This is a genomic window from Roseovarius confluentis (genome assembly GCF_002917925.1).
Lineage (GTDB): Bacteria > Pseudomonadota > Alphaproteobacteria > Rhodobacterales > Rhodobacteraceae > Roseovarius > Roseovarius confluentis.
The window spans coordinates 481,940-495,955 of sequence record NZ_PPFE01000002.1 but is presented as its reverse complement, the minus strand read 5'-3'; the positions used below and the strand labels follow the sequence as shown (position 1 = coordinate 495,955).

General features: G+C 54.5%; 12 protein-coding genes. 8 read left to right on the top strand and 4 right to left on the bottom strand.

Annotation, left to right across the window (positions count from 1 at the left end):
* Window positions 1-275 precede the first annotated feature (275 nt).
* The 4 genes from C2I35_RS07195 to C2I35_RS07180 are packed head-to-tail and all read right to left on the bottom strand — an operon-like array spanning window position 276 to window position 6,894.
* On the bottom strand, window positions 276-1,460 hold the full coding sequence (locus C2I35_RS07195; RefSeq protein WP_103762331.1) for a GIY-YIG nuclease family protein: 1,185 nt from the start codon (window positions 1,458-1,460) through the stop codon (window positions 276-278).
* On the bottom strand, window positions 1,453-3,495 hold the full coding sequence (locus tag C2I35_RS07190) for a DEAD/DEAH box helicase (protein ID WP_103762330.1): 2,043 nt from the start codon (window positions 3,493-3,495) through the stop codon (window positions 1,453-1,455). Before C2I35_RS07190 ends, C2I35_RS07195 begins: the two co-directional genes overlap by 8 nt.
* Entirely contained in the window at window positions 3,492-4,136 is a 645-nt protein-coding gene (locus C2I35_RS21830) for a hypothetical protein (protein WP_146049981.1), read from the bottom strand. The genes C2I35_RS07190 and C2I35_RS21830 overlap by 4 nt, the downstream gene beginning before the upstream one ends.
* Window position 4,137: 1 nt before the next feature.
* Window positions 4,138-6,894 (bottom strand): class I SAM-dependent DNA methyltransferase, encoded by a 2,757-nt coding sequence (locus C2I35_RS07180; RefSeq protein WP_103762328.1) that lies wholly within the window; start codon window positions 6,892-6,894, stop codon window positions 4,138-4,140.
* Between the two features lie 470 nt (window positions 6,895-7,364).
* Between C2I35_RS07180 and C2I35_RS21825 the strand changes: the two genes are divergently transcribed.
* From C2I35_RS21825 to C2I35_RS07145, 8 genes are all read left to right on the top strand, one after another.
* A complete protein-coding gene (locus tag C2I35_RS21825; RefSeq protein ID WP_146049980.1) occupies window positions 7,365-7,586 on the top strand; it encodes a hypothetical protein in 222 nt (73 codons plus the stop codon).
* Window positions 7,587-7,697: 111 nt separating this feature from the next.
* Entirely contained in the window at window positions 7,698-9,098 is a 1,401-nt protein-coding gene (locus tag C2I35_RS07170) for a replicative DNA helicase (RefSeq protein WP_103762326.1), read from the top strand.
* Window positions 9,099-9,117: 19 nt separating this feature from the next.
* Window positions 9,118-9,813 (top strand): helix-turn-helix domain-containing protein, encoded by a 696-nt coding sequence (locus tag C2I35_RS07165; protein WP_170067143.1) that lies wholly within the window; start codon window positions 9,118-9,120, stop codon window positions 9,811-9,813.
* 51 nt (window positions 9,814-9,864) lie between these two features.
* Entirely contained in the window at window positions 9,865-10,707 is an 843-nt protein-coding gene (locus C2I35_RS07160; protein ID WP_103762324.1) for a terminase small subunit, read from the top strand.
* A gap of 1,390 nt (window positions 10,708-12,097) precedes the next feature.
* Entirely contained in the window at window positions 12,098-12,412 is a 315-nt protein-coding gene (locus tag C2I35_RS07155; RefSeq protein WP_103762323.1) for a helix-turn-helix transcriptional regulator, read from the top strand.
* Between the two features lie 284 nt (window positions 12,413-12,696).
* A complete protein-coding gene (locus C2I35_RS07150) occupies window positions 12,697-12,900 on the top strand; it encodes a hypothetical protein (protein ID WP_103762322.1) in 204 nt (67 codons plus the stop codon).
* On the top strand, window positions 12,897-13,370 hold the full coding sequence (locus C2I35_RS22095; RefSeq protein WP_170067142.1) for a hypothetical protein: 474 nt from the start codon (window positions 12,897-12,899) through the stop codon (window positions 13,368-13,370). The genes C2I35_RS07150 and C2I35_RS22095 overlap by 4 nt, the downstream gene beginning before the upstream one ends.
* Entirely contained in the window at window positions 13,321-13,941 is a 621-nt protein-coding gene (locus tag C2I35_RS07145) for a tyrosine-type recombinase/integrase (protein WP_170067141.1), read from the top strand. The genes C2I35_RS22095 and C2I35_RS07145 overlap by 50 nt, the downstream gene beginning before the upstream one ends.
* The last annotated feature ends 75 nt before the right edge of the window (window positions 13,942-14,016 follow it).

Genomic DNA, 14,016 nt, shown 5'->3' with positions numbered 1-14,016 from the left:
GTTCAGATAGCTTTCGATCTGCACAAAATCAGGATTGTTCACGAAAATCCGCTCAAGCTCATCCTGCGTTGGAAGGTTACTCGCATTGGATTCAGACGACACGCTATGTGACCTCGACCGCATTGATCTCGGTTACAATCTCGACGATGTGCCTTGCCTGCTCCATCGGATACGGTCGCTGATGTCGGGAAGCGCAATGTCGCCTAAATCTATGAAGTGCAAAAGCCCATCAAGATAATAATCCAGGCGCTTGAAGCACCTATTTAATTCACTCATTAAACTGCCCTTTTTGATAATTTTGCTTCCTTCGGATTGTAGACATAGCCCGAGATCGTCCCGTCCTTGATCTTCTCCACGGCCTCGTCGATCGCGAAGAGCGGCACAAGAAACCACTCGCGCGGGACAACTGGCCTGCTGAAGCGATCCATGATCTCGATCTCTAGCCGCGCCGGGGCAAAGATGCGGTGAATCAGGTTTTCCAGCTTGGTGCGGTTGATGTTGTAGAGCTCATAGGTGGCCACGACTTCGACATTCGCCATGAGGAAGGTCGTTTGAAGATGAGCGCCGGCGATGCGCTTATCGACCGACATATTGGTCACTCCGATCTTGTGAACCAAGTCTCGGTGTTCTGCTACCATCGGATGATCGGACTGGCTCCGCAGGACGTAGATCGTGCCGCTGGCCTCATCTCCTTCGATGGTCTGATCCGAGAATAAGGGACCCGCGGTCGGGTCAGTGATCCGCCTGCCCGCTTCATTCTTGTTCAAGGCTCGCTGCAATGAGCGCATGAGCATGTTGCTCTCGGTGCCATTGTCGAAGATCACCCGCAGTCGCGCATCTGTACGGCCCTGCTCTGTAAGAGTGGTTTCGCCCTTTTCGGCAACGTAAGCTTTCTGACCGCCAACGATGAAGAAGCGACCCTTTTCGATCTCGGCCTTCATCTCAAATGGGCGGGTCTCACGTAGGCCGGCGTCGAGCTCCTTCTGCACCTGCTCGAAAAGCGGTTTAAAGGTCTCGAAGTCTTCGCACTTATCCCGACCCGCTATCTCTTCGGCAGCCTTCTTCTCCGCGTTTGACCGGACGTGCTTCAATTCGGTTATCGGTGAGCCTTCGATGCCGAGCTCGGCGAGCAACGCATCATCGTCGAGCTCTTCGTCATCGGAAATCGCGGCCTCGCCGCCATCTAGCAATCCTTGATGATCGAGCGGCGCGATCAGCTCTCGGCAATCAGCCTGGGCTCGGATGCGGTCGAGGCGAATGGCGTAAAGCCTCTCGAAGATGTCCCTATTGTCGCCATACTGCGGGGATCGCCCATGCTCTTCCACAAATCGCTGTATCTCTTCAAAGCCAGCGATTATCCGTTCCTCACGAGGGGTGCGCGTGGGCACCTTCTTTTCTTCGACCTCGACGCCCAGCTCGGCGAGCAATGCATCATCTTCATCAGTAAATTGCTTAGGCATTGGCGGCCTCCGCCTTCATGCGGGCGAGGAAAGCAACGCCTTCTGCCATCTTCTTTTCCCACGCATCCGGCGATGTAATTGAGGGAAGCCGCCCGCGCTCCTGCTTAAATTTCACCGCCCGCCGCGCGAGATCGCGCGCCTCTTCGGGGGTGAGCTGCACTTTCTTGGCCGAGATGACCGCGGCGACCTGCTTGAGGCTCTCCTCGCTCATGGTCTTGGCCAGGATCGCATAGGCTTCGCTAAACGGATTTATCCTGTCAATCAGGTCAATGTCGAGCTCGCGAACGTCCATGGCGAATTTGCGCACGCCGTCGATCAGGGCCGTGTTGGCGGCCTGTTCTTCCTGAGTGTCATGCTCGAGGGCCACTTCCTTGGCCTTCTGGGTCAAGTTGAGCGCAGCGATGGCGTGTTGGCGCACAACCTCCTGATCGTCCTCGTCGAGCGTGGGCCACTTGTCCTTGATGATCTTACCCATGCGGACCTGCGTTAGCTCCTCGGGCACCAGCTCCTCATCGAAGAGGCCGCGTTCAACTGCGGTCTTGTCTTGGGCAAATGCGGCTATAACCTCGTTCAGATCTTGCTGGCAGATACGTTCGGCCTCTTTGCTCTTCGGCTCCGCCAGACCCTTGATCTCGATCTGGAACTGGCCCGACTCCTCGTTGAAGCCGACATTGCACTTCTCGGGATCATAGCCACCTTCACCATAGTCGAAGCCCTCCTGCGGTCCGCTAGCTACGGCCTTCGGGGTGAAGTTGAAGCGAGGCGCGAGCACCTGCTCCATGAGCAAGCTCGCAGCGATAGCCTTCAACGTGTCGTTCACCGCCTCGGTTACGGATTCCTCTGAGGCGTCGGGCTCGGCGATCAGGTTAGTGAAGCGGGCGCGGGTCTTGTCCTTTGCATCACGGGTGGCGCGGCCGATGATCTGCACGATCTCGGTTAGGCTGGCGCGGTAGCCGACCGTCAAGGCATGCTCGCACCAAACCCAGTCGAAGCCCTCCTTGGCCATGCCCAAGGCGATGATGATGTCTACATAATCGCGGTTGTCTTTCTGGGTTGGGTCCTTGAGCGCGGTCGAGACCCTCTCGCGCTTGGCATCGTCATCGACCAGATCGGCGATGCGGAGCACGCGGCCATCGGGCCGCTGCACAAGCTGGAAGCCGGTGGCGGGATCGGTGCCCTGCCACTCGCCGAGCTCCTCGATGATGTGCTCGACCTCCCTGATCTTGTCCTTAGTGCTCTCCCGCGAATTGACGGAAGGGATGTGGATGATCGTTTTCTCGTCCGGGTCGAGGACCTTCAAGATGTCGTCGGCATAGGCGCCGGTGTAGAAGTAGTACCCGATGTCGAGCGTCTTCAAATAAGTGTAGCCGTTGAGCTGCTCGTAGTAGGTATAGGTGACGGTTTCGAAGCGCGCCTCGTCATGGGGCAAAAGCACGGGCTCAGCATCGCCCCGGAAATACGATCCCGTCATGGCCACGACATGCACCTTGTCGCGGGCGATCAGCTCGGCGAGCTGCGCGCCTAGCTTGTTGTCGGGGTTGGCCGAGACGTGGTGGAACTCGTCCACGGCCACCAGGCAGTCGTCGAACGCCTCCACGCCGAACTTCTCGACCGCGTTGCGGAAGGTCGCGTGCGGGCAGACCAGCACTTGGTCGGCACTGTTCAGAAACGACCCCACAGAATCCGCTTTGCTTCGCTCGGAGCCCGGCGCGTTGCAAAGGTTCCACTTCGCCTCGACATGCCAGTCGGCCCAGAATCCGAACTTAGACAGCGACTCATCCGCGAAACTCGATCCGATTGACTTCTCCGGCACCGTGATGATCGCCTTGCGAAGCCCCTGATTGTGGAGCTTGTCCAGCCCGATGAACATGAGCGCGCGGCTCTTGCCCGAAGCGGGCGGTGACTTGATCAGAAGATACTGCTCACCACGCTTTTCATACGCCCGTTCTTGCATCGGGCGCATGCCAAGCTCATTCGATTGGGTGGAGCTGCCGGTCTGCGCGTAGGTTACTGAAACGGCTGGAACGTTTTTCATTCAGATCCCTTTCTTGGCGACAGTCGCAGTCTGCCAGGCTTCTTCCGAACAATTTGCACTTTGCTATCAGCGTTTCGCATCGGCTTTCCCTCAGCTTCCCACTTTGCCTTGTTTCTCCGCAGTTTGTCCTCGCGTTTCTCCTCGGCCTTCTTAAGTTTATCCGCCTTTCTTGCGCGCTTTTCCTCCTCCTGCTTGCGTTTCTTGCGCATTTCTCTAAGGCGAGCGACCTGCGGGTCTTCTCGCCCGAGCTTTTCTGCCAATAGGTTGGCGTTGTGGTGCGAGTTCAAATCAAGCGTATTTACTGAATCCCATAACATCGACTCCGAAACTGGAACCATCTCTGCAAAGGCCAAAGGAAGGGTACTGGCGTCTTTGTCCAACATGCAGGGATGTTTAGGCCAAGGGATTCCAAGCTTGTCGAAGAAGACGCGACTTCCATGCTCATTCCGATAGTAAAAAACCGGTCTTGCGCATTTTGGACATGGCATCTGATAGGTTGTAGAGCCGTTGATCCGTGCTTGCCCGTGCTTCCAGCTAAGCTTGTATTCGTGCTCGCTGGCTCCCGGCGCGAAGTCGTGTTCACGAACTTGGAAGGTGGTGCCGTAGCTGTTAGTTCGAGTGTGAGCACGCCGTTTGACCATCCTACGCCGCCCCCTTCTTAGTCATCTTGGTGTACAGTTCGAAAAGCGTTTCGAGGCGTTCCGTATCGTTCTTGAACCGACGACCAATGTAGATGCGTTCCAGCACCTCGTCGTTGCGCTCATGCGAGACGCGAAGATCGTCAGGCATTTTCTCCGGGTCGTAGAGATCGGCAATGGTCGCAGGGAAATGCGCCTCGCGCGCTAGAAGGATGTCCTCGGCGCAGCGGGTCAGGTCATCCATATTTTTCTCAGTGAGTTTTGGAATCGGGAAAGCGTGCCACCCTAAGGTGTTCGAGTAGCGGATTCGCGTTTCAAGCTGTCCACAAACGGTAGACACCCAAACCCAATGCACCCGCGATGCTATAAGCGCCATATTCCAAATTGGCTCATCGTATATGGCGAAAGCATTGTCTGAGACAATTGTGTGCTGAGAAAGTAGCCCTACAGGAAGGTAAGGGCGTTTTTCAGAAGTTACTTTGGGAACTACTATTGTCCTTTCTAAACCCCTTCCCTGAATTTGTTTAAATTTATGGGGCCGATCGGCAAAGGAGCGTGTAGAATCCGCCGCACTGTCCAGACGCATTTTTCGGACCCCATCCAGCCTTCTGGATATTTCGGGTGACTTAACTGCATCAGCGACTTGTTCATCCTCAATCCAAAGGCAGCTTCGGACAATACCTTTTACGAACTCCTGTGAGCCAACAAAGTCCAAGATGTACTTTCGAGCAACCTCGTCGTTTTCGGCAAGCCAGTCGGCCTCGGAGGCAGAGAGCAAGAGATGCCCACCGTCTTTCGGCATGTTACCTAGGTCCATATAGGCGCAGCCGGATATTTGCTTTCTCGATGGCTGAATATTTATTCCTCGACCAGGAACAAGATATGCCGAGACATCTGAAACGGACTTCGCGACTGTTTCACCTTCGACAATAGAAAAAATAGTAGGAGACCCTGAGAACTCACGCGCGATAGATATTATCGCAACGGTAACACCAGCATTGTGACTTGCTAGGTTGGACCACTTGAAGCTTGTGTGCGCGAATTTAATCTCATGGCCAGTTGAAAATATTAGCGGCCATAATATAGGCACCTGTACGCCTTGGCATATTGAGTTTGTAGAAACGAACGCGGTGGCCGAAGGTGTGTGCAGGCCATATTCAGCAGCTCTCATGAACCATCCTGCAACATAATCCAAAGATTTCCAGGAGCGCGTCTTATTGTCAAAAATTTCCTTTAGTTCATCTTTCTGTTCTTTCGACTGCCATTTTGACCCTAAGTACGGAGGATTCCCACAAATATAGGTTTCTCCGCCTTCATTCTCGAAGTCTATCTCGGCCTGATCCAATGGCGTGTTAAAAAGGTCATCGCCGTGCACCCTAACTCCCATGCCGGTTGGCGGGCAGATACTCAGCCAGTCGAGCCGCAAGGCGTTGCCGCAGGTGATCCAGTTCATGGCGTCGAGCGGAAGGAAGTCCTGCAAGGCTTCCTTCTGCCCGCGATAAAGCACGTCGCACTGATACTCGGCGATGATCAGAGCGAGACGCGCGACCTCTGCCGAAAAGTCACGCAGCTCGATTCCACGGAAATTCGTCAGCGGGATCGCGGGGCGCCGGTCAATCTCGCCGCGCTTCTTGTTGATCTCGGCCTCGATCGCTCGCATCTCCTTGTAGGCGATCACGAGAAAGTTGCCGGAGCCACAGGCCGGATCAAAGACCCTGATCTTGGCCATGCGGTTGCGCAGATTAAGAAGCTTGCGCGCGTTGTCGCCCGCCTCCTCAAGCTGCTCGCGCAAGTCATCGAGGAAGAGCGGATTCAATACCTTTAGGATGTTCGGGACGCTCGTGTAGTGCATCCCAAGGGCGCCTCGCTCCTCGTCATCGGCGACCGCCTGGATCATCGAGCCGAAGATGTCAGGATTGATCTTCTTCCAGTCAAGGTTGCCGATGTGAAGCAGGTAGGACCGCGCAATCTTGGAGAAGCGCGGCACGTCCACGCTGTCAGAAAACAACCCGCCATTCACATAGGGAAAACCGCTGGCCCATCGGGGCAGCCCTGCGGCTGCGCGGTGCGCCCTCTTAGTGTTCATGGCCAAGAAGAGCGAGCTGATCACCTTATGGGTGTTCGAACTGTCCGGTGCGCTCATCTGCTCGACCGTAGAGGTGAATTGATCGTCGTTCTCAAAGATGTCGGTGTCTTCGGCGAAGAAGCAGAAGATCAGCCGCGCCATGAAGTGGTTCATGTCGTGGCGGCGATCGGCGGTGCCCCACTCGGGATTGTCTTTCAAGAGCTGAACATAGAGCCGGTTGAGCCGCCCCGTTGCCTTGATGTCGAAGGCACTCTCGCGGATTTGTTTGACGGTCGAGATGCCGGCCAGTGGCAGGAAGAAGCCGAAATGTTCGGGAAAGTCTTCAAAGGGCGTGACGATTGGCGCAACGTCTGACACGAGGTCCTCGGCTTCGAGAGTGACGCCGTCCGTGGCTAGGATGAACTTGACGCGATTGCGGTTGTTCTTGGTTGCAGGGCTCTCCCGCAGTTCGCGGATCGTGTCGGAGACCTCTCCTTTGGCGCAGACCTTGATGTGGATATTGCCCGTCTGGAGAACGCCGCCGATGTCGGACTTGTTCGAAGTGCCGCTTCGCAGCCGCTTGATGGTGGTGGCTTTGTTGCCGAAGGCTTCGAGGAAGATAAAAGGGAACTTTTCTGCGTCAAACGGCGCCTCGGCAAGCGCGGAAATCGCTTCTTCAATTTCAACGGCGTTCATGAGTAGACCTTAATCTCGCTAGCACCTGAAGCGAGGAGGTATGGACGAAAAAGCCTAGCGACCGAGTGTACGAACGATCTAAGCGATTTGGTTTCTGCACTCATGCGTTGCTATTTCCCAAAGCCTCTATTGCTGCGAGCAATAAAACTTCCCGAGACGCTAGCACGCCCTAAGAGCGAAACAAAACCAGTAACTAACAACAGAAATCTCATTTTTTCGAAGTAACGAAAGAGATGTTTCAAATTAAATCGTAGGTCTGTGCATATACCCGTTTTGCTTGAGCTTTAGGCGGACGATCTCAGAGCGTCGGTGAATTAAACCGCAGAATAGAAACTTACGAAGCCAACCGCATTTGGTGTTGCGGGGTAGCGCACGACACTGTATTTTGTGTCTACTTGCTGCGCATGATGTGCGGCTTCCACCCAAGGCGTCCGTCATTTTTGACGGTGCCGAAGCATGGAAGCTCCATCATGTTGAAAAAAGTCTCCCCTGAACGTCTCCGTGAAATCCAAGAGCTGCCAGATGGTGCGCGCGTGCGTGTGCGCGAAATCGCGGCTCTCGAAGACGTCTCCATGTCCACCGCTTGGCGCCGTGTGCGCGACGGAGATTGGCCAGTTGTCCGCTTTGGCGGCACCACGCGGGTCTTGCTGGGCGCCTATCGCCGCAAACAACAAGTTGCGGATGGGGACTGATCTCATGAGTCAGGAACCTAACAACCCGGTCAAGCCTCTTGAAAAGTCGGAAAACTGGCAGTCTATCGGCGATCTCGCAGAAAGGTTGAAGAAAAATGCAGGCGGTGACGCATGAACAAGATCACCACCCAAATCCAAAGAGAAAAAGAAGAACCGCATTTCGTAGAGGCAGAGCAATTTATCCTCGGTGCAATACTTCTCAATCATTCATGTGGACCCGTTGAATCGTTAGGCGGCACCGACATTTTCTACGAACCCGTTCATGCCGAAATTTACCGAGTATGCCGAAACTTGGAAAAAGCAGAGAAGCTCGTTTCATCCGTCACGGTCAAAGCCAGCATATCGGAAGAGCTGAAAGAAAGAATGGAGCCGCTTGGTGGTGTCGGCTACCTCGTCAAATTGGCAGGTTGTTCAATCTGCCCATCGCAAATGGGCGATTACGCGGAGATCGTGGCCGAGGCTGCCGCCAAACGCAAACTGCTCGAAATCATGCACGATGCCAAAGACGGCATCGCTGACGGCGACTTGAGCGCATCTGATGTTGCTGCGCAAATGGAAGCCCGTTTTCAGACGCTCACTGCCTCTGAAAGCCGTGTCAGACCTGTCTCGATGATGCAGGCTGTCGAAGGCGCTTTGAAGGAAATACACGCCGCCTACAGCGGCGAAGAGCGTCGCTGCGTTATTTCGGGGATTAACTCACTTGATCGTTTTGTTCCCGGGTTCGCTCCTGGCGAAATGTGGCTCCTCGGCGGACGCCCTTCGATGGGTAAGACGGCAATCGCACTTTCCATAGGACTGAATGCTGCTCGTTCTGGGCACCCTGTCGTAATTGCCAGCCTTGAAATGACACCCGAGGCGATGGCGATGCGGGCATTGTCCGAAGCGACCGGCGGAACTTCCTCGGCAGTGTCATACGCAAATCTGCGCTCAGGGAATTTCTCGGAAAAGCAGCGTGACGCCTTGGAGAAGGTCATTCATGAAGTGACTTATCTGCCTATCACTTTCCTTCCCAGTGAGTATCAGGACACGAGTCTCTTGCAGGTTGGTGTCAAACAAGCACTGCGCCGAATGGATGGGGAAAAGATACCACTCGTGATCGTAGATTACGCGCAACTTCTCCGCTCAAAGGCGGCAACTCGGTACGAACAGATTACTGATGTGAGTCTTGCCTTAAAGGGCATGGCCATGGGATTAGATATTCCTGTTATCGCCCTGTCGCAGTTGTCGCGTGCGCTTGAGCAGCGCGATGACAAACGCCCCATAATGTCGGACCTTCGAGAAAGCGGCCAGCTTGAGCAGGACGCTGATGGGGTCCTCTTCTGCTACCGCGATGAATATTATCTCGAACGGGATGAGCCTGATCCGAAAGATCACGAGACACACGCTGCTTGGGAAAAAGCTATGGCGGCGCAGCGCAACCGCCTCGAAATCATTATTGCGAAGCAGCGCCAGGGCGCTATCGGAACAGCGAAGCTTCACTTCAATCCTGCTTTGAACCTGATTTGGGAGTAAAGCTATGAGCATAAGAGTTATGTCCGAAGTCTGGGATGATGAAGAGCTTTCACCGACCGAAAAGTTCATTCTAATTTCCCTCGCCGATCATGCCGACGATCAGGGATATTGTTATCCTTCTGTTGCGAGACTGGTGAAGCGGACCGGTTTTTCTGAGCGTACTGTGCAGACAGCAGTCAAGCGGTTGTGTGAAGTGGGAAAGCTGCGCATCGATCAGAATGCAGGTCCGAAGGGATGCAATCTCTTCATCGTTTATCCAGCTCGCGTCACGCAAACCGCAGCAGCTAGACCCCCGCAGGAGCTGCACCCCGCAGTTTCTGCACCCCAGCAGGAAATGCGAGCCCCCCCGCAGCAGATGCGCCCTACCCCCGCAGGAGCTGCACCCGAACCGTCAGGAACCGTCAAAAACCGTCAAAATGAAGATCACCACAACGGTGATCCATGCTTTTCAGATTTTTGGGAAAGGTGGCCGCTTAAAAAGCAGGGAAAGCAAAAAGCTGCGCAAGCGTTCAAGCGACTCTCCAAGCTGAACAAGATCAAGGCCATTGAGAACGTCTACAGCTGGGCCACGTCCTGGAGGAAAAATAACCCGACAGCCAGTGATATTCATCCGACGACTTATCTGAACGGGCACCGGTGGCTCGATGAAGACCAAACTGGCGCTAACGCGGATCCTCGAATATCCAAGTATATAGCGCTGGCCCAAGAAGACTAGAGAAGACCTGGCAGGTAAACTCTGCGCAGTCGAACTTAGAAAGATCGCCCTATGTCAAAGAGCAAAAAGACTATCGACAACAAGACACGAAATCTCGCGCCGTCCGGGCTGACCTGGAAACGTGACGCGTTTTGCTCCGAATACCTCAAGGATCGAAATGCCGCGCAAGCAGCGATCCGCGCTGGATACTCGGAGCGAACGGCAAAGGAGCAGGGATACCGACTGCTCACGAATGTTCACATCAAGGCTCGAATTAACAAGCTGTGCCGTGAACATGCACAAAAGCTGAAAATCGAAGTAACTGACGTTCTCCAACGCTTGTGGGATAAAGCCACTGCTGACGTGAATGAACTGGTCCGCGTCGAGCGTCGTTGTTGCCGCTATTGTCACGGGGTCGACCATGAATACCAGTGGAAGACTGTTCGGGAGTTCAGGGGAGTCTACGACAAGGAAATCCGCAAACAATTCGGTACAGACGATCCTGACAAGCTCGTTGAGGTCGGGCGCAAGGTTGATGCTGGTGACAGAATCCCGGGCCTGCCAACAGACGCGGGCGGCTATGGCTTCGACCAGACAGCAAATCCCAATCCAGAGTGCCCGGAATGCGCCGGCGAAGGCATTGTAGAGGTCGTGGTGGCCGATACCCGCGAGGCTCTTTCACATCCGCTGTATGAGGGCGTGAAGCAGACCAAGGACGGTATCGAGATCAAGATCGCGGATCGAGCGAAGGCGCTCGAACAGGTCGCGCGTCATCTGCAAATGTTTAAAGATGAAGTGAAGCTGGGCGTGTCCGAGGATTTGATCGCCGCTGCTCGCGCTATCAGCGCCGCTTCAGAGCCGCTCACACCCAATTACGTCCGCGAGAATGCGCACCGCCTCGACGAACTGGACTAATTAAGCGGCGGCAAACGACAAACCGGCTGACGCCGGAGGTATCAGTTTGCGGGGTGCAGTTCCAAGTACGGCTTGGAAATTAACTCTGCTATCTTGCTGGCGCTGGTTGAAAAATATCTGCCCGCAAACCACAATTAAGCCTTTGTAAGAAAATCAGAGGCTGAAATCGGAGGATAGTTCATGGCCAAAAAAGAGAAATCTGAGGCCGAGCTCCTCGAAGTCTGTCGCCAATACTCAGGTGAGTACGTTCCGCCGTTCCACCCTGAAACGACTTTCGCCACTTCTTACTCCAAGCAGTTCGTGAGAGCCGCCGCTGAACTCTATCAAAGGTACCGCGCGGATAATCCAAGAACTGCCACACATAAGCTATATGCGGCACTGCGTGACGCCAAGATACCGTCGTGCCGCGGTGGCACAATGACATTCAGCAAGGTCGAGTACTTAGTGCAACGTCGGATAGCATCCTACCTGCATGATGAAGCCACGCGATAGGTGTCAGATAAGTCCTAAGGCAGATTTAGAATGGTCGCTGACGGGTTACCCGCAACCTCAATCCGTGTGTAGCGTTGCAAAATTGCTTAGGCGTAAGACAGGTTTTTTCGCGCGACTGATGGATACGATGTAGAATAAGGAGCAACATGTGGGCCCAAAAAGATGATAACTTCGGATTTAGAACACGACTGGAACGGACGAAGCTATGTCGCTATTGCTCAGTTTGGCTGTCCAGAGTGCAAGGGTCTAGAAGTAAGTATTAAATCATACGCAAATTCTATTGTTGATGGCGATGGTTTATTTCACTTGATGAGATCTGAGTTTGTCTGTGCGCAGTGTGAACATCAGTCGAAGGGTGCAAACTTCCGAATAGCTTGTAAGAGCTTCTACACGAAGGAAAACAGCAGTCACGAGGGGGGAGTAGCTAAGTACCTTCGAGAATTGTGTGAAAGAAGTGGAGATAAGGTCAAAGCCCGAGGCTCAATGATACCAATTGAGTTTTTGAAAAGGTATCCTCACTACTTAAAGTAAAAATGAACAGGTAACGCTCAGGAGCTGCCAATCCTCCAACCCCGAATCGAGGATTTTTCAGGGGTGCAGGTCAGTGCGCATAACCATCGAAGCTCGCCACAGAGCTGACATACGTTCGCGTAACACGCTAAAACTTTCGAGGAAGGAAGTTCCTGACTTCGTTAGGCTCACTTGCACCTTATTGCAATTTGCAATGAAATCCTGCGAGGTGCGGCTACCGCCTAGTCCATTGAACGGAACAGGACAACACGTTTGCACTCGCCCAAGCTAGGGTGCAGAAATACTGGCATGATCGTAAGTTAAGGCTTCGATGCCGGCAAAACCATCAATAGGGTTTTCATACGCTCACGTCTGACCGGAGACAGGAATGCGATTAAAGATTAAGGATGCCCGCAAAGCGGCGGGACTGCTTCAAAAAGAAGTGGCCGACAAGGTGGGTCTGTCGCAGCCCTACTTCGCACAAATCGAGCGTGGCGAGCGTCGGCTTACAACTGAACTACAGATGAAAATTGCCGACGTCCTTGGCGTGAAACCGGTGGATTTGGTCGACTTCGAAGCGCCGAGCTCACGCGATGAAGAAGAGCTGTTGCAAGCATTCAGGTCATTGCCGCCAGAGCGACGGAGAGAATGGCTGTATACGGCACGGGCGGCAGCTCATCCCACATTCAAAGAGGAAGAGTGAGCCAGATAGGAGCAAACCATTTGGTAGCTTGCAAGACTGCGCATTACTGACCCTGCAAGTTAAAGAATCTTTGTGGTGCCCGCTCTGCTCAGCCGCCTCAAAATCGCATCAAGATGCTGTTTTCAATTACTTATTTATACTTTCGGAATGCGCTTTAAACCTCTTCAAGCTCTCATGATGCGAAAAATTCGAGAGTGCATGATGAGATGTTAGGAGTTGCACTTTAACACTTATTTGCAATATATATCTATAAGCTTACCTCATTTTTACTGAAAGAGCCCGCAATGAAACATTGGTGCATTGCCGTCAAAGACACCACAGCCGCCAAAATGCTGGACCTTTCAGCGCCCGAGTTTCGTCGGCTGGTCGAAGTTGGGGCCCTGCCCCAGCCCTGCCTGATCGGCGGGCACAAACGCTGGCTGGTGGACATGCTCGAAGCCGTGGTGGATCGTGATGCGTCCAAACCCGAACAGGAATTTGAGCTATGAAGCCGTCCAAGCCACGGATCACAAAGCCACGCCTTGTCTGGCGCTTCCAGAAAGGCCGCTGGCGTCCCTACCATCGCACCACCTGGACGGAAGATGGCAAGGTGCGGACCCGCTCAGTAGGCTTAGATTGGAAAAACGATCCAAAGGAGCTGGATCGTCTCTACTGGCTGGCGCAAGCCGGCAAACATGAAGCGCAGGCCACACCCAACAAATACACTTGGCGCGCGTGCATCGAAGCATGGCGCCAAGACCCGACGATCCAGCAAAAACTGTCTGACGGGACCAAACGAAATTACCGGCGCACGATGGAAGCCCTGCTGGAAAAAAATGGCGGCAAGGACATGCGCGACACCACACGGCAGGCCGTCCGCGCCGCTGTCGGAGCGATCGCAGCTGAGGCGCCACGTAAAGCAAAGGGGTATGCACAGGTCATATCCCTTCTTTGGGAATTACGCCGCCACGGAGCTTGATTGGCCGCTGGGAGCGAACCCGGCGAAAAAGCTGGGAAGCGCATACAAGCCAGCCCGAGAATACGAGCCGTGGCCCGAGTGGATGGTCAACCATCTCGACACCGCGCCCGAGCGTTTGCAGATCGCCGCGCGCCTCATCCTTGGTACCGGGCAGCGCCCGAATGCCGCCATCACCATGCGCCGCGACCAGTTTCAGGGCGAGTGGATGATTGTGCATGACGAGAAGGGCGATAAGGAGCTTGAGGTTTACTGCCCCGATTCTCTGCGCACCTTCATCGAGGGGCTGCCCCGGCAGGGCCACTACGTACTGGCGAAGAACCTGACCGAGCCGCTGGGGTATAGCGCAGTCGAAGCCTCGTTCCGCAAGTGGCGCAACAGTTTGGGCGAGCACGCGAAAAAATACAGCCTTCACGGCCTTCGCAAGCTGTCGATTGTCGAACTGGCAGAAGCCGGCGCGTCAGACGCAGAGATACAGGCCGTGACGGGCCAGAGCGCGCAGATGGTGGCCTATTACCGCAAGCGCGCCAGCAAGCGCGCGCTGTCGAAAGCCGCGCAGGAACGGAGGACATGATGCGACACCGTTGGTTCGCACACCGCAAGTTCCGCCCCTTGGTGACGTGCATAAACTGCGGGGGGGGGAAGCGCG